This window comes from Pseudomonas sp. R1-43-08 (assembly GCF_003852255.1).
In the GTDB taxonomy this organism is placed as follows: domain Bacteria; phylum Pseudomonadota; class Gammaproteobacteria; order Pseudomonadales; family Pseudomonadaceae; genus Aquipseudomonas.
On sequence record NZ_CP027734.1, the window covers coordinates 1,990,032 to 2,014,348 of the forward strand.

19 protein-coding genes are annotated in these 24,317 nt (G+C 60.3%); 8 read left to right on the top strand and 11 right to left on the bottom strand.

Annotation, left to right across the window (positions count from 1 at the left end):
• From C4J87_RS09190 to C4J87_RS09200, 3 genes are all read right to left on the bottom strand, one after another.
• The gene (locus tag C4J87_RS09190; RefSeq protein ID WP_124366517.1) at window positions 1-1,461 is read right to left on the bottom strand and encodes a mannose-1-phosphate guanylyltransferase/mannose-6-phosphate isomerase; all 1,461 of its coding nucleotides are present in this window, start codon (window positions 1,459-1,461) and stop codon (window positions 1-3) included.
• On the bottom strand, window positions 1,461-2,900 hold the full coding sequence (locus tag C4J87_RS09195) for an undecaprenyl-phosphate glucose phosphotransferase (RefSeq protein ID WP_124362087.1): 1,440 nt from the start codon (window positions 2,898-2,900) through the stop codon (window positions 1,461-1,463). Before C4J87_RS09195 ends, C4J87_RS09190 begins: the two co-directional genes overlap by 1 nt.
• Before the next feature lie 412 nt (window positions 2,901-3,312).
• Window positions 3,313-3,993, bottom strand: a complete 681-nt coding sequence (locus C4J87_RS09200; protein WP_124366518.1) for a DJ-1/PfpI family protein — start codon at window positions 3,991-3,993, stop codon at window positions 3,313-3,315.
• A gap of 91 nt (window positions 3,994-4,084) precedes the next feature.
• Here C4J87_RS09200 and C4J87_RS09205 point away from each other — a divergent pair, with 91 nt between their 5' ends.
• A complete protein-coding gene (locus C4J87_RS09205) occupies window positions 4,085-5,050 on the top strand; it encodes a GlxA family transcriptional regulator (RefSeq protein WP_124366519.1) in 966 nt (321 codons plus the stop codon).
• Here C4J87_RS09205 and C4J87_RS09210 read toward each other — a convergent pair.
• The 3 genes from C4J87_RS09210 to C4J87_RS09220 are packed head-to-tail and all read right to left on the bottom strand — an operon-like array spanning window position 5,039 to window position 8,557.
• On the bottom strand, window positions 5,039-5,950 hold the full coding sequence (locus C4J87_RS09210) for an alpha/beta fold hydrolase (RefSeq protein WP_124366520.1): 912 nt from the start codon (window positions 5,948-5,950) through the stop codon (window positions 5,039-5,041). The two genes, C4J87_RS09205 and C4J87_RS09210, sit on opposite strands and share 12 nt — an antisense overlap.
• On the bottom strand, window positions 5,938-7,764 hold the full coding sequence (locus C4J87_RS09215; protein ID WP_124366521.1) for a glycoside hydrolase family 15 protein: 1,827 nt from the start codon (window positions 7,762-7,764) through the stop codon (window positions 5,938-5,940). The genes C4J87_RS09210 and C4J87_RS09215 overlap by 13 nt, the downstream gene beginning before the upstream one ends.
• Window positions 7,757-8,557, bottom strand: a complete 801-nt coding sequence (locus tag C4J87_RS09220) for a glucose 1-dehydrogenase (RefSeq protein ID WP_124366522.1) — start codon at window positions 8,555-8,557, stop codon at window positions 7,757-7,759. Before C4J87_RS09220 ends, C4J87_RS09215 begins: the two co-directional genes overlap by 8 nt.
• 413 nt (window positions 8,558-8,970) lie before the next feature.
• Between C4J87_RS09220 and C4J87_RS26345 the strand changes: the two genes are divergently transcribed.
• Window positions 8,971-9,768, top strand: a complete 798-nt coding sequence (locus tag C4J87_RS26345; RefSeq protein WP_256680009.1) for a hypothetical protein — start codon at window positions 8,971-8,973, stop codon at window positions 9,766-9,768.
• A gap of 610 nt (window positions 9,769-10,378) precedes the next feature.
• Window positions 10,379-11,323 (top strand): hypothetical protein, encoded by a 945-nt coding sequence (locus tag C4J87_RS09235; RefSeq protein ID WP_256660162.1) that lies wholly within the window; start codon window positions 10,379-10,381, stop codon window positions 11,321-11,323.
• Window positions 11,324-11,378: 55 nt separating this feature from the next.
• Here the strand turns inward: C4J87_RS09235 and C4J87_RS09240 are convergent, their stop codons facing one another.
• Window positions 11,379-12,530: an MFS transporter gene (locus C4J87_RS09240; RefSeq protein WP_124366523.1), complete on the bottom strand. Its 1,152-nt coding sequence runs from the start codon at window positions 12,528-12,530 to the stop codon at window positions 11,379-11,381.
• Between the two features lie 228 nt (window positions 12,531-12,758).
• Here C4J87_RS09240 and C4J87_RS09245 point away from each other — a divergent pair, with 228 nt between their 5' ends.
• The 5 genes from C4J87_RS09245 (at window position 12,759) to C4J87_RS09265 (ending at window position 19,815) form a co-directional block, all read left to right on the top strand.
• The gene (locus C4J87_RS09245; protein WP_124366524.1) at window positions 12,759-13,742 is read left to right on the top strand and encodes a diaminopimelate epimerase; all 984 of its coding nucleotides are present in this window, start codon (window positions 12,759-12,761) and stop codon (window positions 13,740-13,742) included.
• A 292-nt stretch (window positions 13,743-14,034) separates the two neighbouring features.
• Complete coding sequence (gene tssI / locus C4J87_RS09250; RefSeq protein WP_124366525.1) at window positions 14,035-16,053, top strand: type VI secretion system tip protein TssI/VgrG; 2,019 nt, start codon at window positions 14,035-14,037, stop codon at window positions 16,051-16,053.
• On the top strand, window positions 16,053-16,889 hold the full coding sequence (locus C4J87_RS09255; protein WP_124366526.1) for a DUF4123 domain-containing protein: 837 nt from the start codon (window positions 16,053-16,055) through the stop codon (window positions 16,887-16,889). Before tssI ends, C4J87_RS09255 begins: the two co-directional genes overlap by 1 nt.
• Window positions 16,882-17,661, top strand: coding sequence for a hypothetical protein (locus C4J87_RS09260; protein WP_124366527.1), 780 nt, complete (start codon window positions 16,882-16,884; stop codon window positions 17,659-17,661). Before C4J87_RS09255 ends, C4J87_RS09260 begins: the two co-directional genes overlap by 8 nt.
• A 15-nt stretch (window positions 17,662-17,676) precedes the next feature.
• Complete coding sequence (locus C4J87_RS09265) at window positions 17,677-19,815, top strand: lipase family protein (protein WP_124366528.1); 2,139 nt, start codon at window positions 17,677-17,679, stop codon at window positions 19,813-19,815.
• Between the two features lie 9 nt (window positions 19,816-19,824).
• Here the strand turns inward: C4J87_RS09265 and codA are convergent, their stop codons facing one another.
• From codA to C4J87_RS09285, 4 genes are all read right to left on the bottom strand, one after another.
• Entirely contained in the window at window positions 19,825-21,060 is a 1,236-nt protein-coding gene (codA, locus tag C4J87_RS09270; protein WP_124366529.1) for a cytosine deaminase, read from the bottom strand.
• A 65-nt stretch (window positions 21,061-21,125) separates the two neighbouring features.
• Complete coding sequence (gene codB, locus C4J87_RS09275) at window positions 21,126-22,394, bottom strand: cytosine permease (protein WP_124366530.1); 1,269 nt, start codon at window positions 22,392-22,394, stop codon at window positions 21,126-21,128.
• A gap of 238 nt (window positions 22,395-22,632) precedes the next feature.
• Entirely contained in the window at window positions 22,633-22,989 is a 357-nt protein-coding gene (gene queD / locus C4J87_RS09280; RefSeq protein ID WP_017736453.1) for a 6-carboxytetrahydropterin synthase QueD, read from the bottom strand.
• 76 nt (window positions 22,990-23,065) lie between these two features.
• Window positions 23,066-24,145 carry a patatin-like phospholipase family protein gene (locus C4J87_RS09285; RefSeq protein WP_124366531.1) on the bottom strand — a complete coding sequence of 360 codons (1,080 nt, stop codon included), beginning with the start codon at window positions 24,143-24,145 and terminating at the stop codon, window positions 23,066-23,068.
• Between the last annotated feature and the right edge of the window lie 172 nt (window positions 24,146-24,317).

Below are 24,317 nucleotides of genomic sequence, written 5' to 3' on the forward strand. Positions count from 1 at the left end.
TCACGGCTTCACTTCGGCAGGCGCACGCCCATAGATGTCATCGAAGCGCACGATGTCGTCTTCGCCCAGGTACTCGCCGCTCTGCACCTCGATCATCACCAGGTCGATGATGCCGGGGTTGGTCAGGCGGTGTTTGTGCCCGGCCGGGATGTAGGTGGATTCGTTGGCGTTGATCAGAAATTCGCGCTCCCCATTGGTGATCTGCGCCGCGCCGCTGACCACCACCCAGTGTTCGCTGCGGTGATGGTGCATTTGCAGCGACAACGACGCCTGGGGCTTGACCACAATGCGCTTGATCTTGAAGCGGGTGCTTTCCTCCAGCACGGTGTAGGTGCCCCACGGCCGGGTGACAGTACGGTGCAGGCTGAAGGCCGGGTGGTTCTGGCGCTTGAGCTCGGCCACGATGTAGCGCACGTCCTGGCTGCGGTGGGCGTCGGCGATCAGCAGGGCATCGGGGGTGTCGACGATGATCAGGTCACGCACGCCGACCGCACCGAGCACGCGCTTGGGCGAGTCGATGTAGCAGTTGTGCACGTCATGCAAAATCGCTTCGCCATTGACCTGGTTGCCCTGGGCATCGCTGGGGGTAAGCTGGCGCAGGGCCTCCCAGGAACCGATATCGCTCCAGCCGATGTCGCACGGCACCACGGCCACTTGCGTGGACTTTTCCATCAGCGCCACGTCAATGGAAATGTCCGGCGCGCTGCCGAAGGCGTCACTGTCCAGTTCGCGCTGGCGCGAGGTTTTGTTTTGCAGGTGCTGGCTGTGCTCGAGGGCGGCACGCGCAGCGATCAGCACGTCGGGCGCGTGGGTGTTCAGTTCATCCACCAGGGTGCTGGCCTTGAAGCAGAACATGCCGGCATTCCACAGGTGTTTGCCGCCGTCGAGGTAGGCTTGGGCGGTGGCCAGGTCGGGTTTTTCGACAAAGCGTTTGACCAGGTTGCCCTGGCTCAGCGCTTCGCCTTTTTCGATATAGCCGAAACCGGTCTCCGGGTGGTCGGGTTGAATGCCGAAGGTCACCAGGTAGCCGGCGTCGGCCAGCTCGCGGGCCTGGGCCACGGCGTCGGCGAATGCGGTCTCGTTGAGCACCAGATGGTCGGCGGGCATCACCAGCAGTTGCGCGTCGCCACCGAAATGTTCCTGCACATGCAGCGCTGCCACGGCGATCGCCGCTGCGGTGTTGCGCCCGAAGGGCTCGAGCAGCAGGTCCAGGGGCAGGTGGGCCTTGTTGACCCCACGGTAGTCATCCAGGGTGCGAAACAACAGGTCACGGTTGGTCACCGTGAGCACGCTTTCCACGCCGGGCAGGCGGGCGGCGCGCTGGAAGGTTTTCTGCAGCAGGCTCTGGCCGTCGCGCATGCGCATGAACGGCTTGGGCATGTTCTGCCGGGACACCGGCCACAAGCGCGTGCCCGAACCACCGGAAATGATGCAGGGAATTAATCCGTTGAGGGTATTCATCAATAGACTTCCTTGGTGGAAAGGACGGCCGGGACCGTCATGAAAACGATGTACAAGTCAAACCACACCGACCATTTGGAGATGTACTCCAGGTCGTACTCGACGCGTTTCTGGATTTTGAACAGGGTGTCGGTTTCGCCCCGGTAGCCGTTGATTTGCGCCCACCCGGTGATGCCTGGCTTGACCCGGTGCCGTGAGCTGTATTCGCTGACCGCCACTTCGAAAGGAATGCCCGCCGCCTTGGTGGCGGTGGCGTGGGGCCGGGGGCCGACCATGGACATGTTGCCCTGCAGGACGTTGAACAACTGCGGCAGCTCGTCGATGCTGGTTTTGCGGATGATGCGCCCGACTCGGGTGATGCGCGGATCCTGGCGGGTGGTCTGGCGTTCGGCGGTGAAATCGCTCTGGTCGGTGAACATCGAACGGAACTTGAACACGCGGATTTCATTATCGTTATAGCCATAGCGGTTCTGGCGAAACAGCACCGGGCCCTTGGAATCGAGCTTGATCGCGATCGCCGTCAACAGCATCACCGGCGACAGCACCACCAGGGTGATGCTCGCCAGCAGCAGGTCTTCGCAGCGCTTGATAAAGGGCGACCAGCCACGCAGCGGTAACTGCGAGGTGTTGAACATCAGGATGCCGCCCACATCGGTGATGCGGCTGTGGCCGTAGCGCAGGGCGGCCATGTCCGGCACCAGCATCACGTTCACCGACATCTGCCGCAGGCGATTGACCAGCCCGTGGATACGCTGCTCGGCGGCCCACGGCAGGCAGATCATCACTTGGTTGACCTGCTCGGCGCGGATCAGCTTTTCCAGATCGCGGGTGTTGCCCAGCAGCGGCAGGTTGCTCAGTTCCTTGGGAATGCGTTCGGTGCGGTCGTCGATAAAACCGATCAGGCCGGAGCGGATATCGCCGTTGCGCTGCAGGTGGTCGGCGACATGCACGGCGGTGTCGGTAAAGCCCAGGATCACCGTGCGTTGCAGGAATTTGCCCTTGCGCATCAGGTTGCGGTACAGGCGCAGCATCACCAGGCGCTCCAGGCAGAACAGCCCGAGGCTGGCGAAGTACCACACCACCAGGTTGCGCGGGTTCAGTTGCGGGAACACCTGCAGGATCTGGTACATGAACAGCAGGATGCAGAACGCCGACGACCAGGCCACGATATTGGCGCGCAGGCGCAAGCGGTTGCTGAACAGCTCTTCGGAATAGATGCCCAGGGCCTGGAACAAAATAACCGTCAACACCGCAAAAAACAGCAGCAGCCCGAGGAAATGCGAGCGCATCTCGGCGTCCATCGGGTCGAGGAAAATCGCCAGGACCAGCGGTGGCAAAATGGCGGTCAGGCCATGCACCAACTTGACAAAAACAACAAAAAACTCAACGAAGCCGGCCCGGGTCAGAAACAAACTGACCACTGATGATTTCTCGCGCATACAACCATCCCTCATTGCACACCAAGTTTGCGCCGCAGCTGTTCAACGGAGCAGTCAACGGGCCACATCTGGTTAAAACGCAACCATTCATCCAAGTGAAACCATCCAAATGAAGGAAGTTTTGCGGAGCTAGTGGCTAAAGGAGTTCCTTTTTACGGCACAGTCAATAACTTGACCATTCTGCGAAGCTTGCATTATAGACACGTTAATTAGAGTTTTGTGTGCCATTTTTATGACGGTCGTAGTACTGGCACTTGGGCATCTGGGTGTGATTTGGAGTGTAGGAACAAATGTCAGAATTTTCCTGTTTGGCAGGAAAAGGTTTTTTTGGCGGGGGGGCAGAAAGAGAGCAATTGGCGGGACGCGGAGCGTCCCCGGAGGCGTTCCCACGCAGCGCGTGGGAACAATCCATTCAACCCAGGCGTGCCGCCGCCCGCGCAACAATCTCCCCACGCACCCTGCGCGATTCGGCCGTGCGCTTGTTGGCCTCCTCCAGCACGTGCCTGGGCGCCGTATCCGGGCGGCCCGCGTCGAACGGCGGGGCCGGTGCATACTCGATTTGCAGCTGCACCAATTGCGCCGCCGCTTCGCTGTACAGCTCCGCCGCCAGGGTCAGCGCAAAGTCGATCCCCGCCGTAATTCCACCCCCGGTAAACAGGTTGCCGTCACGTACCACGCGCGCCTGTACCGGGATGGCGCCCAATGGCGCGAGCAAGTCGTGATAGGCCCAGTGCGTGGTGGCTTTACGACCACGCAGCAAACCCGCCGCGCCCAGCACCAGCGCACCGGTGCACACTGAGGTCATGTAGCGCACGGTGTGCGCCTGAGCCCGGAGGAAGTCCAGTGTGGCGGGGTCTTCCATCAGCGCGCCGACACCGGCACCGCCGGGCACGCACAGCACGTCCAGCTTCGGGCAGTCGGCATAGGTGATGGTCGGCGTGAACACCAGGCCGGTGCTGGAGGTGATCGGCGCCAGGTCTTGCCAGACCAGGTGCAGTTTCACGTCCGGCAGCGAACCGAGCACGTCATAGGGGCCGGTAAGGTCCAGTTGCTGGATGCCGGGGAATAGCAGGAAGCCGATGTGCAAGGTCATGAGTGAAGCTCCAATCAAGGGGGTGGACGGCTTCACTGTAGAGGCCTAGGCTTTGGCGCATACGCCATTAAACCCACAGATCGCGCCAATTATGCCCCGACTCATTCATGTGCTCGCTTTTGATAATGCCCAGGTGCTCGACGTCACCGGGCCTCTGCAGGTGTTCGCTTCGGCCAACGACCTGGCTCGCCAGCGCGGCTTGCCCGCGCCCTATGCAGTGAATGTGATCGCTGACCAGGCCAAACCGGTGATGACCTCGGCAGGCCTGGCGCTGGTGGCCGAGCCGCTGCCCGCCGTCGATCAGCCATGTGACACCTTGGTGATCGCCGGTGGCTGGGGCGTCTACGGTGCCGCCGAAGACCCGGCGCTGGTGCACTGGGTACGCGAGAAATCCCGGCACACCCGGCGCATGGCCTCGGTCTGCACCGGTGCTTTTCTGCTGGCCGCCAGTGGCCTGCTCGACGGATGCCGCGTGGCTACGCACTGGACGCGCTGTGAGGAACTGGCGCGCAAGTTTCCGGCGCTGACGGTGGAGGCCAATCCGATCTTTATCCAGCAAGGCACGCTGTGGACCTCGGCCGGCGTGACTGCCGGTATCGACCTGTGCCTGGCCCTGGTGGAGGAGGACCTGGGCCGCGCCGTCGCCCTGGACGTGGCACGGCAGTTGGTGGTGTTTCTCAAGCGTCCCGGCGGGCAATCTCAATTCAGCGTGACCTTGTCCCTGCAAAAAAGCGACAGCCGCTTTGCCGAGTTACACGCCTGGATCGCCGACAACCTGACGTTGGACCTGAGTATTGCCACCCTGGCCGCCCAGGCTGGCATGAGCGAGCGCAGCTTTGTGCGCCATTACCGTGCCGAAACCGGCCAGACCCCGGCGCGGGCCGTGGAGCTGATTCGGGTCGAAAGCGCACGCCGGCAATTGGCGGACAGCAGCATTGCGATCAAACGCATCGCCGTGCACTGCGGGTTTGGCTGTGAAGAGACCTTGCGACGCAGTTTCCTGCGGGCCTTGTCGGTAACGCCTCAGGCCTATCGCGAGCGGTTTTCACCGGTGTAGCAACTCCAGCAGCGCCGCCAGGGTGGCCTGGGGCGCTTCTTGCGGAATATTGTGGCCTACGCCGGGCAATACCTGGCGTCGATAAAAACCGCTGAAATGCCCGACATCATCGTCCTCTTCCGGGGGCGGCCCCACGCCGTCGTCGGCACCGCACAGGGAGATGCTCGGCACCGAAATCGGCGGTTGCAGCGCCAATGCCTGCTCGATGTATTCCAGCGCGGGATCCCCCGGCGCATACCCGAAGCGGTGGCGGTAGGAGTGGATCACCACCGCGACGAAATCCGGGTTATCGAACGATGGCGCGGTGTGCCCATACAGGCTCGGCCCGCCCACCCACGACGGTGACCATAACGCCCACAACAGCTGGCACAGTTCGCGGCGGTTGGCGGTCAGGCCGTCCACGCCGCGCTGGGTGTGAAAGTAATACTGGTACCACAACCGATGCTCTGTCGCGGGCGCCCGTGGCTTGGAAGACTTGGCGATGTCCTGGATGTTGTAGCCGTCTGCGCTCACCAACCCACGCACCCGTTCCGGCCACAGCGCCGCGACGATACACGCGGCGCGCCCACCCCAGTCATAACCGGCGAGCGTGGCGCAGGGAATGGCCAGCGCATCCATGAAGTCCAGCAAGTCCTTGGCCAGCGCTGCCTGCTGACCGGAACGCATGACTTGATCGTTGATAAAACGCGTAGGCCCATAGCCGCGCAGGTACGGCACCAGCACCCGGTAGCCACGCTGCGCCAGTACTGGCGCGATTTCGTCGTAGCTGCGCGGGTCGTAGGGAAAGCCATGCAGCAGGATGACGGGCTCGCCATCGACAGGGCCGTGGGTTTCGTAAGCCACATCGAGCATGGACGTGCGCACGTACAGCAGCGGGGCAGGTGGTATCAGGGTTGCCATACGGTTTTCTCCCCACTGAGCTTACGGTCCAGAAACGTCGCCGCACTGATCAGCGCCAAATGGCTCAAGGCCTGGGGTGTGTTGCCCAGGTGCCGGGCCTGGCTGTCGAACTCTTCGGCGTACAACCCCAGCGGGTTGGCGTAGCGCAGCAACTGTTCGAACTCCAGGTGAGCCTTTTCCACTTGGCCGGCGCGGGCCAGGCATTCGACGTACCAGAACGAACATGCGGTAAACGCGCCTTCGGTGCCTTGCAGCCCATCGATCTGGCTGTCGTCGTTGCGGTAACGGTAGACCATGCCGTCGCGTACCAGGCTTTTCTCGATCGCCTCCAGTGTCGACAGCCAGCGTGGATCAGTCGCGGCAACGAAGCGCACCAGCGGCATCAACAGCATCGAGCCGTCAAGGGCAGTGCTGTCGATGTGCTGCACGAAATGCCCACGTTCTTCGTTCCAGAAGTTGCTCCAGATGTCTGCATAGATGGCCTGGCGCGTCTGGTCCCAACGCGCGAACGGCGCCGGTAGTGAGCGCTTGGAGGCCAGGCGGATCGCGCGGTCCAGCGCCACCCAGCACATCAGCCGCGAGTGCAGGAAATGATGCTGCTCGCCGCGCATTTCCCAGATGCCGACGTCTTTCTGGTTCCAGATTTCGCAGACCTGGTCGACCACTTCCACGGTGTGTTTCCAGCCTTCGTGGGAAATGGCTTCGCCGTATTTATTGACCAGGTACACCGCGTCCATCAGCTCACCGTAGATATCCAGCTGGATCTGGTCGAACGCTTCATTGCCCACGCGCACCGGCTGGGCGCCACCATGACCACGCAAGTGGTCCAGTGTGGTTTCCGGCAGTTCCTGGCGGCCATCAGTGCCGTACAGGATGTTGATCTTTGTGGTTTGGCCGCAGCAGTCGCTGACCCGGCCTCTGAGCCAGCGCATATAGGCATTGGCTTCCTCGATGAACCCCAGGCGCATGAAGGCGTAGACGGTAAAGGAGGCGTCGCGGATCCAGGTGTAGCGGTAGTCCCAGTTGCGCTCGCCGCCAGGGCTTTCCGGCAGGCCGAAGGTAGCGGCGGCGATGATTGCGCCCTGTTTGCGCGAGGTCAGCAGCTTCAGCGCCAAGGCCGAACGGTTGACCATTTCGCGCCAGCGCCCACGGTAGTTCGATTGGCTGATCCAACCACGCCAGAACTTCAGGGTGCGTTGCAGGTAGAGGTCGGTGCAGGCGTTCGTCACGCGTGGATCGTCCTGGCCGCCGAGGACGAACTCGGCGCTTTCGTCCTGGGCCAGGCTGAAGCGGGCCACCGCCACATTCTCGTCCAGCGTCAGCGCGTGGCTGCCGGTCAGGCGCAGGCCAGGCTGGCCGTCAGCGCTGAACACTACGCCGGCATCGCAGGCTGTGGCGTGCGTGTGGGCGCGGGCATAGTCATGACGCACGGCGCAGCGCAGGTGGAATGTGGCTGTGCCGCTGACCACCCGCACGCGGCGGATCAAGAGCGGCAGGTCGTCGACCTCTTCACTGACGGCCAGCAAATCGGTGACTTCCACCACCGCCGCATCGCTCAGCCAACGGGTCTGCAGCACATTGGTGTCGGGCAGGTAAATCTGCTCGCGGCGCGCATTGGGCAGGTCCGGGGTGAGCTGGAAGGTGCCGGCGTCGGGGGTGTCGAGCAACGCGCAGAAAATCGACGGGCTGTCGAATTCCGGCCAGCAGAAAAAATCGATGCTGCCCTGGTCATTCACCAACGCCGCGCTGCGCATGTCGCCAATGATGCCGTGCGCATCGATGGGGCTTTGTGGCTCGTTCTTCAAATCAACCATTGCCACGAAACTCCGGATAAAGGCTCATGCCGCCATCAATGAACAGCGTGCTGCCGACCACGTAATCGGACGCGTCGCTGGCCAGCCACACCACCGCGTTCGCTACGTCCTCCACATCGCCGACCCGCCCGTAGGGAATCAACTTGAGCAGCTCTTTTTCCGCCGCGCCTTCGGTGGCCGCACGGTTGATTGCCGTGCGAATCGCGCCCGGCGCAATTCCGTTGATTCGAATGCGCTGCTCGCTGACTTCCTGGGCGAGGGTGCGCATCAGCATCTCCACACCGCCCTTGGACGCGGCGTAATTCGCATGCCCGGCCCAGGGAATCAATTGGTGCACCGAGCTCATATGAATGATCTTGCCGGCCGCGCGGGACACGCCAGCGCGCACGCCTTGCCGGTTGAAAATACGCACGGCGGCGCGTGCGCAGAGAAATTGGCCAGTGAGGTTGACGCCGATCACGGTGTTCCAGTCGTCGAGGCTCATGTCGACCAGGTTGGCATCTTTTTGCAGGCCGGAGTTGGCCACGAGGATATCCATGTGGCCGAAGGCATCGAGGGTCTGGGCGAACAGGCGTTCGACGTCGGCTTCTTTCGACACATCGCCACCGATGGCAATCGCCCGGCCGCCGTTGGCGTTGATCTGCGCGGCGAGGGCTTCGGCCGGTGCCGCCTGGGAGTTGTAGTTAAGTACGACGGCCGCACCGGCTTCGGCCAACGCCTTGGCCGCACCGGCGCCGATGCCGGAGCTGGCACCGGTGACCAGGGCCACTTGTTGCTGCAAGGAAATCTGCATCGCCCACCCGCTGTTTAATGAGAGTCTTTTGTGCTGACTGATGCGCGGTGATGGAAGTTCAGCACGCCGCTGTGCATTTGAAAGGGGCGCGGACCAATGCAACTGTAATTTCTGACAGTAGACGCGTCTTTATCACTCAAGTGAACCTCCGAGCGTTGACGTGCCCGAGGATGGATGTCATGGACATAAGGCGATTTGCGTTGCCGTGGGCAGGGAAATTTCCCGGTTCGTTCTTCGTTACGCAAGACCTCCTTCCTACCCCTAGTTGGATGTTTTCAACACGTCGAGGAACCTATTGCCATCGCTCTGCCACACAGCAAAGGCCTGCTGGTGCAGATCTGCGCCACGATTCATCCATCGTTGGCAAGGCTGCGGCAGCAAGGTATCGCCCTAAATCAGCACTGGAGTACCCCATGTCGGTATCCGCATCCAATCAAGCGTTCGCCTCATCAACTGACAACCTGGCGCAGACTCGCGCAGACGCACAACCCAGCGCGGTGGCCAAGGCTGCGGGCGCGGCGGGCCCGAGTTTCGAGCAGTCGGCGAGTCAGTCCGGCCCGGTTTTCGACAGCGCAGCGCAGTCGCGCAAACCAGGCTTCAATCCAGGCCCGCCCCCACGTCCCAATCCCACACTGCCGGATCCTCTTTACGGAAAACAGAGCAACGAGCTGTTGGCCCAGGGGCTATTGAATAAATACGACCAGTTCAAACCCTGGTACGCACCGACCGTCACGCCTGAGCATATAAATAATATGGCAGGTCGACCCTTGACCGGGTTTTCGAAGGTGGACGAGAACATCAGGCTTGCCAGGGAACTGCTCAAGCGCCCGGGCCTGATGCAGGCCCTCGATCGAAATGATGGGACGGGGGCTCAGGATAAATCCCTGTCTAAACAAGACATCAGCAAATTCATTCTTTCGTCGAACCCACTCAAGCTTCAAGACGACAGGCAACTTGCCCAGAATGTCTTGAATAACTTCAACGCGTTGAAAGGGCCGTGGTGGAGCGCCGATAGAAACGCCATCGACGTCAACACCTTCGCAAAGTTTGCGTCGCGTCCGCTTTATGGTCATGGACCCACGGACAGCATTACCCAGCTATCGCGAGAAGTCATGGCGCGTTCGGAGTTGAAGGGCTCGATGGATAACGTCTTCGGGTTCCTGCGCGATGGCAAGATCACCCGGGACGACCTGTATCGGCTCTTGCGCTAATACCTGGCCCAATGCGTCGCATCGGTTGGTGGACACTTGGCCAGGAAATCGCTCCGTAGTGATGCTGGAACCATTTGCAAGTATTTACCACGAAGAAAGCATCCATTGGTGTGACCCATGGATGCCTTCGTTTACTGGAACAGGTAATGGCCTATGAATTCGACATCATTTGAACCTCGCCAATCTCACTCCCAGTACGCTGTTGCAAACCTGCCCGCTCCGGCAACTACGCTACACGGCCTGGGCTCATCTCAAGCAAAGGGGCTCAATCTCACGTCGTCACCCAAGTTCAGTTTCAAGGCGCCTACGACTGAAGACTTCGATAGGGGCTCGCGAGCCGTAGAGGACGGGCCGGCGCCTCGGTCAGCAGTGTCATTGCTCGAAGCGCTGTGGAGCAAATTGTCACGCCGTCAATGACAGTTAACCCACTGATATCGCTGGTTGGTCACAAATGTTCAAGGTTTACCGGGAGCAGGCTGGCGGCTTGCCGGAACCATTATTTTTAGGTTGCCACATATTCGATACTTGCCTCGCGCTGACCGTCACAGCGCTTTTGAAGACGGAGCACTCGAGGTCCAAGTAATGCAATCTAAATAAGGTGGGAATCAACATGACTAACGGGATAAATACTTCAGGCTCTGGATTACCGCAGCTGCAGAATTGGACTGCCGGTGCGAATCAGGCGCCTGCTCCAGCCGGTGGTGGTTACGCGCGGCTCAGCGTCGTGGACAAGGCGTTGGGAACCCAGCAGCCGCTCGGAACGACCTCGAGTTTTGCCCCCGACAGCTTGATGGTCAATGGCGCCAGCCGGCATTTTGACGGCCAAGGGCTGTATGGCGGAATGTCAAATGTGGGAAATCCCTATATCAGTTCGGACGACCGCCTGCTGGCGACAGATCTGAATAACAACTTTTCCATGCTGGATAAGTTCAAGAAAGATGGCCACCTGACCCAGAGCGGACTGCAACAAATTGCCGCTGAAGACGTGCACAAAAGCAGCGTCTCTGAACGCACCATCATGTTGGCCAGGGAGATACTCAATCGCCCCAGGCTCAACGAGGCGATTCTAGTCGATGGCGGTAAAATCACGCCTGAAAGCCTGGCCAATGCATCTGACCTGGTCGTTGGCAACACCAACCCCAATACCCAAAGTGTGGATCCATTCCATTCGAAAACCAATGCACAAGTCGTGCAAGCGTTCAGGGGCATGTTTGATCAACTGCGGGATAAATCCGAAGACTACACCTTCTTTTTCGAGAAGCACCGATACGTCAAGACAGACACACTGATCGAAATGAGCAAAGATCCTGACGAGACCGACAAGAACGGTAATGTCGTACGGGACCCGGCGACTGGGTTCCCCAAGAAAAAATACAGCGAGCAGCAGGTATACGTCGCCAAGAACATTGTTGAGCGACCAGGATTGCTCGACTCCCTGGACAGCAACAAAGCGAACGGCACCAACATTTTTGGGAGCCACAACATTGATGGCTGGCTGAAGAACTACAGCATCGATCGATGGTTGGAAAACGATAAGAAAGAAAAGGGTAACTGAAGGCGTCGCAGGTATGAGCGGGGTGGATAATCAGGCCGCTCATACCGGCGAGCGTTTATACACGCACTATCCTGCCGCTGATCGCCACCGCTGCCAGCAACCCACCGATCAGCAGGAACGCGGTTGCCACGCTGCTGGCATGGGCAATGAACCCGATCACTGCCGGCCCGGCCAATATGCCCGCATAGCCCAGCGTGGTGATGGCGGGCACGGCAATATGTTCCGGCATCACCTTCTGTTTGCCCACGGCGGTATAAAGCACCGGGACGATATTGGAGCAGCCGGCGCCCACCAGCGCATACCCGAGCAGCGCCATTTCCCAGGCGGGGGACAGCGTGGCCAGAAACACACCGGCCGCTGCCAACGTGCCACCGGCCACGATCACCCAGGTAGCGCCCAGGCGCCGCACAATCACGTCACCGGTCAAGCGCCCGGCGGTCATGGTCAGGGCGAATGCCGCGTAGCCGAGGCCTGCATAAGCTGCGTCCAGGCCGCGTTCGGCACTGAGGAACACCGCGCTCCAGTCCAGTACTGCGCCTTCGGCCAGGAAAACGATGAAACACAAGCAGCCGATAAACAGCACCACGCCATGAGGAATGGCAAACGCCGGCCCTGAGCTTTCACTGCCATAGGGGAGCAGATGCGGCCTGGCCTTGAGCAGCGCCACTGCCATGATGACGATCGCCACCAGGGTTGCCTGCAGCGGCGACAAGCCCAGCCCCAGCAAGCCGGAGACCCCCGCCGCACCGACGATCCCACCCAGGCTGAACAACCCGTGGAAGCCCGACATCATGGTTTTTCCGCTGGCGCGTTCAACGATCACCGCTTGCAGGTTGACCGTCGAGTCCACCGTGCCCAGCCCTGCGCCAAACAGGAACAACCCCGCCATCAGCAGCGGAATTGAACTGACGGTGGCCAGCATCGGCAGCGCCAGGCAAATCAAGACCGTGCCGGCGGTCAACACACGCCGGCAGCCAAAGCGTGACGCCAACACCCCGGCCACGGGCATGGCGAGGATCGATCCTACCCCCAGGCACAATAGCAACAGGCCCAGTGTGCCTTCGTTGAGTTGCGCGCGCGCCTTGGCGTACGGCACCAGCGGTGCCCAGGCCGCGATGCCGAAGCCGGCGATGAAAAAAGCGATACGGGTCGACATTTGCTCCAGCCGCCCGGGAACCACGGGGGCGGAAGTGGGGATGGCAGTCATGAATAATCCTTGGTGTTGCGTTCAACGAACGATGTCCGGCGTGACATCCTTGCACATCAGGCCTCGTCGGGCGAGCCGGGTTCCCTTGGGATCAGCGAGCGGCCCGTGACGGTATTTCCAACCTGAAGGTGTCGCGTGTGTAGAAGTGGGCGTTCTGTAATACGCTGTTGCTCTCTCTTTCAGGCTACCGACGAACAGACCGATGAATTTTTTCATGCAGCTTACAGCGTGACTCGGTTCTATGACGCGCGCGGCAATATCTATGGGGTAGTCAGCCCCGATTATTTACGTCGCCGGGGTGTTGACCTGCCCGACAGCGCCGACCTCGCCGCGAGTACGCGCCAGGCATGGAGCGCATCGGCCATCGCCGCCGAATGCGGGTGGGGATCGGTGTCGCCGGCGCCCGGTGCCAAGGCTCATCGCTGCGACGGGTTGCTGGTTGGGCCGTTTCAGACTGCGCCACCTTTCGATCTATTGATCGTCAATACTGACGGTAGCCTCGCCGAGCGCAGTGGCAACGGGTTAACCATCTTTGCCCAGGCATTGACCGACCAAGGCGTTATGTCAGAAGGCTGCGAGTTGCGGGTGCATCACGATAAAGCGGATGCAGTTTCTCCGGTGGTCACGCGGGTGGAGCCTGCGGTGTACCAGCAGGTCGAGGGCTTTTGGCTGGACCTGGGGCAACCGGGTTTCGGCCCATCGGCAGCCGGTGCGGGAGTGGATAGCGGTGTGGCGCAGCAGGGTGAGTTCAGTCACGTGGCCGCGTTGGCGGCGATAGACCCGCAATGGGATAGAAGCCAGTTCGTGCGGGTGGGCAATCCCCATTGCGTAACACTTGTCGAGCAGATGGCGGCATTGCCCACCTGTCTCGCCATGCATCAACCGGCACTGTTTGAGCGATTGCAAGCGATCGCCTTCGCTCCGCCTGTGGGCAGCGGTCGTCCCTGTGTCGCGGGGGTCAATTTGCAATGGGCCGCGCGCGCGTCGGGTAATCAGGTAATCGCGCGGGTGTTCGAGCGCGGCGAAGGGCCTACTGCGTCTTCGGGTACCAGCGCCAGCGCGGTGGCCTGTGCGGCATGGCGAGCAGGTTGGGTCGGCGCCGGGGAAGTGGCGGTGGTGATGCCGGGCGGCACGGCGCCAGTACGTCTGCGGGTTGAAGCTGAAACGTTGTCGAGCGTCAGTCTTTTCGGGACCGCGCATTCACTGGCGTAAGCAATTGCCATGGTGATGTGGGTCAGCTATTTCCTTAATGGATAGTTCTATTTGGAAGTGTCGAAGTAAGAATTTTCTTATTGTTGATAATTTGTTTATTAAACGAATTTCTTATTTTGTAAAAGACACTTCCAACCTCGTCGTACGAAACTTCTTTTTTATTTTCCAAGGGCCGAATTTCCCCTGAGATCGCTAAGCTTCAGGGCGTTCAGGCGCTTTTTCTCGGCCAGTATTCGGCAGTCAACGAGGAGAGCTTTTAATCAGCGAGTTATTGATTGGCGGGTAACAACGGATGGTTGACGCGTTTGTTTCGTCACGTTTCAAATTAATGATTCAAGGCGTCACTGCCCACTTGCAGGTACTCGCTTTCAAAGGCAGTGAGTGTCTTGATCAACCGTATTTCATCCAGGTGCAATTCGCCAGCGAAAGCCCTGACCTGGATCTGGAGGCGTTGCTTCATCAGCCGGTCTATCTGTACCTGGGCGAAACGGAGCAAGGCCTGCACGGGTTGGTCTATACCATCGGCCGCGATGCTCCGGGTGCCCGGCTCACCCGTTATCACCTTACCCTCGCGCCCCGCCTGGCCTGCCTTGCCCATCGCCGCGACCAGCGGGTTTTTCAGCAGCGTAGCGTGCCGCAGATGATTGCCAGCGTTCTTGAGCAGCACGGCATCCTGGCAGATGCCTACGCCTTCGAGCTCGGCCCGGTGGTTTATCCGCCTCGGCTCTTTTGCGTGCAGTATGCGGAAACGGATCTGCACTTCATTCAGCGCCTGTGCGAAGAGGAGGGTATCCATTACCACTTCCGCCATAGTGTCGACGCTCATCTGCTGGTGTTTGGGGATGATCAAACCGTATTTCAGCGCCTGCCGATGCAGCGATACTGCTCGACGATCGATCCGCTGGCCGCAACGAAGGGTATTCACCGCTTCGATGTACGCCTGCAAACCCGCAGCCGGCGAACGGTGCGCCGCGACCATGACTTCGAACACCCGTCGCTGCGGTTGCAGGATACCGCCGGCGGTGTACCGGACGCGGCGCTTGAAGACTACCGTTACCCAGCCGGTTTCACCGGCCATGCACGGGGAGCGCAACTGGCGCGTCGCAGCCTGGAGCGACATCAATCCGACCGCCATTGTGCGTCAGGCAAGAGCGACCAGCCCCTGTTGCGCAGTGGCCATTTTCTTGAGTTGCAAGGCCATCCGGATCCGGTCTGCAACGACCTGTGGTTGTTCACCTCGGTGAGTCACGAAGGCTATCAGCCACAGGTGCTGGAGGAAGCAATAGCCGATACGGACACCTTCGTCGGGTATCGCAACCGTTTCACTGCGACCCCCTGGCGTGCGGTGCATCGGCCCCCGCTCAAACATCCCAAGCCGTCCATCAACGGCAGCCAGACGGCGACGGTTACAGGGCCTGCGGATGAGGAGGTGCACTGCGATGCCTATGGTCGAGTGAAGGTGCGGTTTCACTGGGATCGCCTGGACCAGACAGATGACAAGAGCAGCTGTTGGGTGAGGGTTGCATCCAGTTGGGCCGGTGCGGGGTTTGGCGCCATGATGCTTCCGCGAGTGGGCATGGAAGTGTTGGTGACTTTCCTGGAGGGCGACCCGGACCAGCCATTGATCAACGGTTGCCTGCCCAATGCGTCGCACATGCCGGCCTATTCCCTGCCGCAGCACAAGACCCGCAGCGTGTTGCGCAGCCGCAGCGTCCCCGGGGGCGCGGGCAGCAACGAGCTGCATCTTGAAGACCGCCGTGGCGAGGAACTGATCTACCTGCGAGCCCAGCGCGATCTGGAGCAGCAGGTGGGCCATGACAGCCGTTTGGAAGTGTTCGGTGAGCGCAGTGAAATCATCCGAGGCTTGAGCACGGTGCGTCTTGAGAGCGGAGAGCAGCGCCACATCACGGGAGACCGCAGTGTTGCGCTGACGGCAAACGACCATCTGGCCGTGCAAGGCGACAGCTACACCCAGGTGACACAGGTGATAGTGATCGAAGCCGGTCAACAGATTCACCTGAAGGCGGGTGCCAGCCTTGTCATCGACGCAGGCGCGCAGTTGAGTTTCAAGGCCGGCGGCGAGCATTTGCAGATTCAGGCCGGCGGGATTTTCAGCAGCCGGCCCATCACTGTCGGTGGGGCGCCATCCGCTGCACGGTCGGCCAGCCCTTCCTCTGTTGCGGGCGCTCCCGAGGCTTCCGTTGTGCAAGGCCTCATCATGGAAATGGCCCGCCAATTGGACGCGGATTTTTGCCCCATATGCGAGCGTTGTCGCGAAGGTCAATGCGATATCACCGGGAGGGCCGCGTGATGCAAGACGTGCCTTATCAATGGATGGCGCAACAGCAACAAGCGGGGCGCAGTTTGTGCCTGATACTCGAAGCGAACAACGAGCACTGCCAGGCGCTCATGGCGGCGCGCGACCTCTCGCAGTATCGCCCACTCTATAGCGAAACAGCAGTAGTGGAACTGGCGAGCAAGGGCCCCGTGATCCTGTTATTGGATCGGATGGGGGAGCCTGCGCTGGCCAATCATCTGCAGAACCCTGAGGCAAACCGGGGCTGGCTGGGCAGTTTACCCAGCGACGACCTGGTCGCTGTGACCCGACATTGGCGGGAGCGACTGCTGGTCGGGCCAGAAGGCAAAAAGGCCCTGTACCGTTTCCACGACAACCGCACCCTGGCCCGTGCCCTTGCATATCTGCCGGCAGAGCAATGGCCCATCTACCTGGGCCCGCTGACCAGCGTGTGCTACTGGCATGAGGGCCGTTGGTGCAGCCACGACAATCCCGCGCCGGGCGAGTATGCGGTCCCCGATCCCGCGCCCTGGTTGCAGGCGCCCAACCCTCAGGCCGCGACCATTCTGCAGGCCAATATCCTGCGCTACCTGCTGGCTGAACACAGTGAAGACCTGGCTGCTCTGGTGGAGTTTCACGACCCCAGGATCTGGCTGGCCCAAGTATTGGAGCAGGCCCGAAGCTGGCAATGGCGTTCGCCTGAGCAACTTGAGTTTCTGGTGGTGGGCCGGTTGGAAGAGGCGACTCGGGGCAGTGTCATTCGGTGGCAGCCGTTGGAGGGGGAGGCACCGACACAGCATTTTGAACGTGTGCTGGAGCAGTGGCGCAAGGAGGCGCTCGGGGATGAGTAGGTGGATGGGACGTGCATTGCTGGCTGTTGGAATGATGTGGCTTACGGGGTGTGCGGGGAAAGCGACGGATAGCTTTACGCTGGAGGTGGATTTGCCGGCGGGATTTGATGTGTTAGGCGACGCTTCATATGCACCTGCATCAGGCGAAGTCTGCAAACTGCCTAAAAGAAATGGCAGGCGTCCTGAACTCAAGATATTCAAGGCTGCCAGCAAGCCCGTCGGCAACAGGGCTAGTTTTGAAGTGCCCCTCACGGAGCAAGTAAATGGCTGCCCCTTAGTATTGCGCCGCCTTGTTTTCGCAATTAATGCCAATTGGGGGCAGCGTTGGTCGGACATCGGAAGGGACTATGCCCTCATCTATTTCCACGATAGATGGGAGGCTGGAATGCCTGTGATGCCTGAGAACGGAGTCCAGGAGCTTCCCGGGCAATGCCAGTGGTTATTTCGTACCGCTGGCCCTAAGCACGCCATTCTTAAAATCCTTTGGTGCAAATCACTGGATGCTGCTGGAAAACTCAAGAGGGCCCGGCCTGGCGGGCATGTGCACCGTGACGGATTGTCCGGGAAGACGTTAAGAATGGTATTGGCATTTACAGAGGAAGAAGAACCGGCTGTGGCTGATAACTGGGTAAAGGTTGCCGGTGGCTGGAGGCGTTGCAGGGGCGAAAGCGAGGAGGATCTATTCGCGTTTTGTCGCGGGAATGTAGTCGACTTCAAGCGTTTCAAGATGCCAGATGGCCGCCTATGCGACGTTTATCCAGCGTGTAATTAATAATGGAGAAACCTCATGAAACAGAATGCATGGAAGCGACAGTTTTTTAACGACAGGATGCCTGCTTGCCCGTTGCGCGGCGATTGGTTGTCCTTTTGCCTGGTAGATGAAACGGGGAACGGCAAGGCCTATGGCGGCCTGCCTTACACTCTCCTGGACAGTGCAGGGCAGCAATACAAAGGGCGTTTGGATGGGAGCGGGGTTGCCAAGCTAGAGGGTATTTATTGTGGCCCGGTAATCCTTTTGATGGACGAGCCTTATTCGGGAGGAGAAGCGCCTTACCGCCGGCTTATGTCGCGGCCTAATTACGCGTTACCCATTACGGAGCTTCAAGTACGCGCAGAGCAAACATGTTTTCAGAACAAGGATGGTCAGCGTGTCGAAAATAACCCGGCACGGCAAAAAGCAGATCGTTTTCATCAGGTGGAGGTCAGTGATCTGGTTCGGTACAAAGCCCACTTACCTCCGCCGTCGTCTGAAGCTCGCCGTCCCACGCACAATACGCTCAGGCTGATGGCGGACCTGGGATTCGGTCCTCCGGAATCCTTATTCAAGGGGTTGGCGCTATTGCCGAACCAATTTACGGTATTGGAGATACGTCCTCTACGAGCGCTACGGCCGATCATTTCCACGGATGATCAGTTTTGTGCATTGAACCTTTACCAGCTGGCGCTTATGGCCACATTGAGTTACTGCGAATTTGGTCAAGATCCTCCAACGGGAGATGGGGATACGGTCAGTTTCCCGCTGAATCCTAGTATAGGAAACGTGTTTGTAGAGCAGTTGTCGTGTTACCGGGAGGCTTGGAAGTTCGACTCAGAACAAGTGCAGCGGTTTTATCCATTGTATGAAGACGTCGCCTACTCCCGTCGCTTTGAGATTTTGCCCTTTGATCCTCTTTTGTATGAGCGCAATCAACCGCCTGGTGAGCATCCGGAGCGTATACATTTTTTTAACGACGTTGAATCCGGCACTGACACTCAAGCTTTCATTTGTCATCACGATGAAGTTGTCCTCATAGCTGTCCGTGGTACGGCCAGTGGCGCAGATGCCTTGCGCGACGCAGATGCTCATCAAGTCCCTTTCGTCGAAGGTGCAGGTAAAGCTCATCGAGGTTTTTACCAAGGATTTAAGGCCCTGTATCATTTTGTCCTGGATTACCTTTCGCGATACCACATTGATCAACGCGTGGTCATCTGCGGCCACAGCCTCGGCGGCGCGATTGCCTTGCTACTTGCTGAAGGGCTGCGCCGCATCCCGGACGCCAACTACAACATCCTGCTCTATACCTACGGTGCCCCCCGCGCCGCCGATTCCGAATTCACCGCAGGCGCCCGCGCCCTGGTCCATCACCGAATCGTCAACCACAATGATCCCGTCCCCAGTGTTCCGGCGCCCTGGATGAACACCACTGCCAAACTCTGGGTGCCAGGCGCCGTCACCTTATTCAGTGCCCCCACCGCCGGCGGCTTGTTGTTTGCCGCTGGCCTGGTACGCGTCGGTGGGAGTGCCTACCAGCACCATGGTGAACAGCAGCACTTCATGCCGATTAGACTTGCCGATGGCACGCAGGCTTCGGTGTTGTGGAAACCTGGCTGTGAGTCGATCCAGGAGGCTGGTTGTAATCGAGCGCTGCAGTTACACGGCGACATGCCCGACCGCGACAACCTGTTGCGGCAACTGTTCCAGGCCAACCAGCACTTCATGACCGCCAGCTACATTCCCGCAGCCTGGGCGACATTGCGGCGCTGGCAGCAAACCCTGGAGAGTCAGGGCCCTCTGGTGACCGCGAGGGAATTCGAGCTGGTGGATAGCGCCCTCGAAGACATGCGCGAGCAGTTGAGGACCAAACGCCGCGAGCTTGCCCGATTGCGCCCGGCCAATGACCGTAGCCATGAGCACAACGACGCCTTGAACGCCGAGATAGACCGCTTGCACACCAGCCGCGAGCGCCTGGCCAGCCTGCGCTGGCGCCGCCTCGATGCGCGCGATGTGTACGGTAGCCATGCCCACAGTGCCAATCTGCAACTGGGTCTCAAACGCTGGTTCACTCACCGGGAAAACCGCGCCTTGTCCCAGGTGGCCAGTGTTCCGTCAGCCCTCCACAGCGACCGGGGAAAAGCGCAAATACTGGACATCGACGCGATCGTCTAGCTCAGTGCATTACACAAATTCCACCTGCGCCGGCTGACGTTTCATCAGCACCTTGCCGTTGCGGATCGAATACAACGGCAGGCCCTGGCTGCGGATCACCTCATAGTCACTGTCTGCCGAGAGCACCAGCAGGTTGGCCGGTCGACCGGGTTCCAGGCCGTACCGGTCACCCAGGGCCATGGCCTTGGCGCTGTTGTCGGTGACCAGGTCCAGGGCGTTCTGCAGGTTGCGGTAGCCGAGCATATGGCAGATGTGCAAACCGGCTTCCAATACACGCAGGATGTTGCCGTTGCCCAACGGGTACCAGGGGTCGACGATGGAGTCCTGGCCAAAACACACGTTCATGCCGGCTTCGAGCAGTTCGTTGACGCGAGTGACGCCCCGGCGTTTGGGGAAACTGTCAAAGCGGCCTTGCAAGTGGATACTTTCGGTGGGGCAGGAGACGAAGCTGATGCCGGAGTGACCCAGCAGGCGAAACAGTTTGGCGCAGTAGGCGTTGTCGTAGGAGCCCATGGCGGTGGTGTGGCTGGCGGTGACGCGAGCGCCCATGTCGCGGCTGCGTGCTTCCTCGGCCAGCACTTCGAGAAAGCGTGAGTGCGGGTCGTCGGTTTCGTCGCAGTGGACATCCACCAGGCAGCCGGTGCGTTCGGCCAGGTCCATGAGGAACTTCACCGAACTCACCCCTTGATCGCGGGTGTACTCGAAGTGGGGGATGCCGCCGATGACGTCGGCGCCCAGGCGAATGGCTTCTTCCATCAGTTCACGGCCATTGCGGAAAGACTCGATGCCTTCCTGGGGAAAGGCAACGATTTGCAGGTCGATCAGGTGCGAGCTTTCTTCGCGCACTTGCAGCATGGCTTTGAGCGCGGTGAGGTCCGGGTCGGTCACGTCGACGTGGGTGCGCACATGCTGGATACCGTGGGCGGCGAGGGCCTGGATGGTTTTTTTGGCGCGGGTTTTGGTGTCTTCCTCCGTGATGGTGGCTTTGCGTTCTCCCCAGCACTCGATGCCTTCGAACAGGGTGCCGCTCATGTTCCAGCGTGGTTCGCCGGCGGTAAGGGTGGCGTCCAGGTGAATATGCGGTTCGACGAAGGGCGGGATCACCAGATTGCCGGCGGCATCCAGGTCGCCGGTCATTAAGGTCGGTATGCTTGTTTGTGCAGTGATGCTGGCGATCCGGCCATGTTCCAGGTGCAGATCATGCAGGCCTTCACGGTTGCGCAGGCGGGCGTTGATGATGTGCATGGGCAAGTTCCTCTTGGCTAAATTCAATCAGGCGGCCATCAGGTTACCATTGGCAGTGCTCAGGCTCATGCCGGGGCGTCGGCCAGAGGTTCGCGCACGCGCAGTAAAGCAATGAGCAGCATGTAGGTGAGCGACGCGGCAGCGATCCCCACCAGCGGTGCAACCCAGGGTGAGTTGAACGCCAACAGCGTGCCCACCGCGTACGCCGCCAGCCCGGGCCAATTGAACGCGGGCAGGCGGGCATCCGCCAGGCGTGGGTACTGGCCGCGATAACGGTAGAAGAAGTCCGCCATGATCACCCCGCCAATCGGCGGAATCACCGTGCCCAACAGAATCAGGTACGGCACGAGCATGTCGTACATGCCCAGCAAGGCGAGCAGGGTGCCGATCACTGCACCGGCCAGGGTCACGGTTTTGCGCCGCCGGGTGCGCAGCAGGTTGCAGCCGGCGACGGCAAAGTTGTAGATGGTGTTGTCCTGAGTGCTCCAGATATTGAGCAGCAGCATGGCCATCGCCGCCATGGCGAAACCCTGCAGCAGCAAGACTTCCACTACGTCCGGCTGCTGATAAACGATGGCGCCGTAGGCTCCGATCAACACCATCAAGCCGTTGCCGATAAAAAAGCCGATCAGGCTGGCCAGTACCGCGACCTTGGCCGAGCGAGAAAACCGCGTCCAGTTGGTGGCCTGGGTCGCGCCGCTGACAAAGGTGCCGAACACCAGGGTGATCGCGGTGGACAGGTCCAGCTCGGCGGTCGGCACCACCGCCAGCAGGCCGTCCAGCCCGCCAACCTTTACAGTCGCGACCCACATCGACAGCACCAGCAAAATGCCCATGGCGGGCACCGCGATGTAAGACAGGATTTCCAGCCCGCGATACCCCACGTATGCCGTGGCACAGAACACCAGGCCAAACACCACCATCAATGCCAGCACGCTGCCCTGGCTCAGCTCGAAATACTTGCCCAGTACCACGGCGGCCGTGGCGGTGCCCCAGGCATACCAGCCAATCTGGGTGAAACCGAGGATCAGGTCACTGAGCTTGCTGCCGATTTCACCAAAGCAGAAACGCCCCATCAATACCGAGTTCAAACCACTTCTAAAGGCAATGTAGCCCAGGCCCGCGGCGTAGATACCCAGCAGCAGGTTACCCAGGGCCACAACGCCGAGCATGCCGGTAAAGCTGAAGGCCACCCCCAACTTGCCGCCGGCAAACATGGTTGCCGTAAAAAACGTGAACCCCAGCAGCACCATGGCCGTGGAGGCCAGGCCCTTGCGCGCATGCAGGGGCACTTCGCTGAGCGGGTAATCGTTACCGGATTCTTGCTGGGTCATGTGCCTTGCTCCCTGGATAATGACGCAGGCCTGTTGCACCGTGCGTGCCAAAACGGCGGCGCGGGTGCATGCGCCCTGGGGCGCCCGGTAGTTATAGCCAAACGCAGGGAAGTCGTCTGCGCAAGGGGAACTGCTGGCCCATCAAGCGCGAAAGCGGTGCAGCCGTGATACAAATCGGATCAGTCGAGGGCAGGCATAAAAAAACCACCCGCAGGTGGTTTTCTCAACAGTCCAGGACTTACTCGCCGCGATAGATACATCCGCTGGTGCACGTCTCATGGATGCGAATCGCGCTGAGTTCCGGCAGCAAGGGTTTCAATTCAGTCCAGATCCACTTGGCCAGCACTTCGCTGGTGGGGTTTTCCAGGCCGGGGATGTCGTTGAGGTAGTTGTGGTCGAGACGCTCGTAGAGCGGCTTGAAAATCGCCTTGATTTCCGAGAAGTCGCGAATCCAGCCGGTATGGGGATCCAGGTCGCCGCTCAAGTGGATCGCCACCTTGAACGAATGCCCGTGCAGGCGTCCGCATTTATGGCCGTCGGGGACGTGGGGCAGGCGGTGGGCGGATTCGAACGTAAACTCTTTGAAGATTTCCACGGTATTTTCAGCTCGGTCAGGTATCTGGCAGGCGGCGAGTTTAACAGCTTGACCCGTCGCCGCGCATACCGCTGGGTCAAAGTGCTTGCAAACGCTCGCCCAGTCCACCGTTGTCCGCCAGCTGCAGAAACTCATCGCCCAACCGCCGACTCTCGCTCATTGCCGTTTGCCAGTATTTGTTGCGACTTTTGTCGTCGCCCATGAAGCGCTTGAAATCGCTACGGTCCGGCAATTTGCCGTGAGGCAGACGGGCCAGGTAGTCCCTGGACGGTGCCAGCAGCAAGACATCCTGCAAACCCTGTGGATTGCTGCGCCGCCATGGCAGGCCTTTGTCGAACCAGCCGGGAATGACCCGGTCGGTAAAGTGCGGGTACAACACGATATCGTCGCCGCAGTAGGGCAGGTCGAGGTGGTAGTCCAACAAGCCGCCGTCGCGATAGGTTCCGGCGCCCGCACCGGGCAGGTCGCGTACGCCCTGCATCACCATGGGAATCGAGCCGGACGCCAGCAGCGCCTGGCGCAGGTTGCCCATTTCCAGTGCAAGGAAGCGCGACGGGAAATCCTTCAATGGGTGGACCGGGGGCGCCTGACGGGGGTCGTGGACGATCAGGCGTTCGAAATGCCGCGACAACCGTGCGCGGCCGCGCAGGTTATCGGCGATCACCGAGGACAGGCCCAGGCCCAGCCGGCCTCGGTGGTCATCGGCGAGCAAGCCGTGGCTTTTCACCACCATGATGTTCAGGCGGTAGTCGGGGTTGTCCAGCACCTGTGCATCGCGGCCGGCCAGCAGGTCGTCGAGCATACGCTCACAGCTCTGGCTGACTTCGGCCATGGTCACGCCTTTGGCAAAACGCTGTTCGTTATACAGGCGGCCGAGGTCGAGCAAGCCTTGCACCGGGTCGGGCAGGCAAGCGCTGGCAAATCGCCAGGAACCGATGGACGCACCGATCAGCGCGCGCTCCCGAGGCGCACGCGCCAGCCAGTCGCCGAACAGCGCCAGGTCAAGGCCTTGAATGCCCAGGGCCTTGGGGCCGCCGGCCGCGCCGGGAAGGATGCCCACGTCAGCGGGCGCAAGGCCTTGCTCGCGAATACGGGCGAAGGCGCGCGTGCCGGCCTTGAGCGTCAGGGCGGGGAATTTGATGTGAATGGCGGTCATACACGTCTCGGGCAGGGGCGAGGGTGCTCGCGAAAAACGTTAACGATAACGGTTGTATCCAGAGTAAACAGTATGGCGTGGGAGATCGAAGCGAAATTGCCATGGTGGCAATTCAGTTTCAGTTAAGTTGCCGCGCGTACCGTGATCAGGTGTAGGAAAAACATCCTGAAAC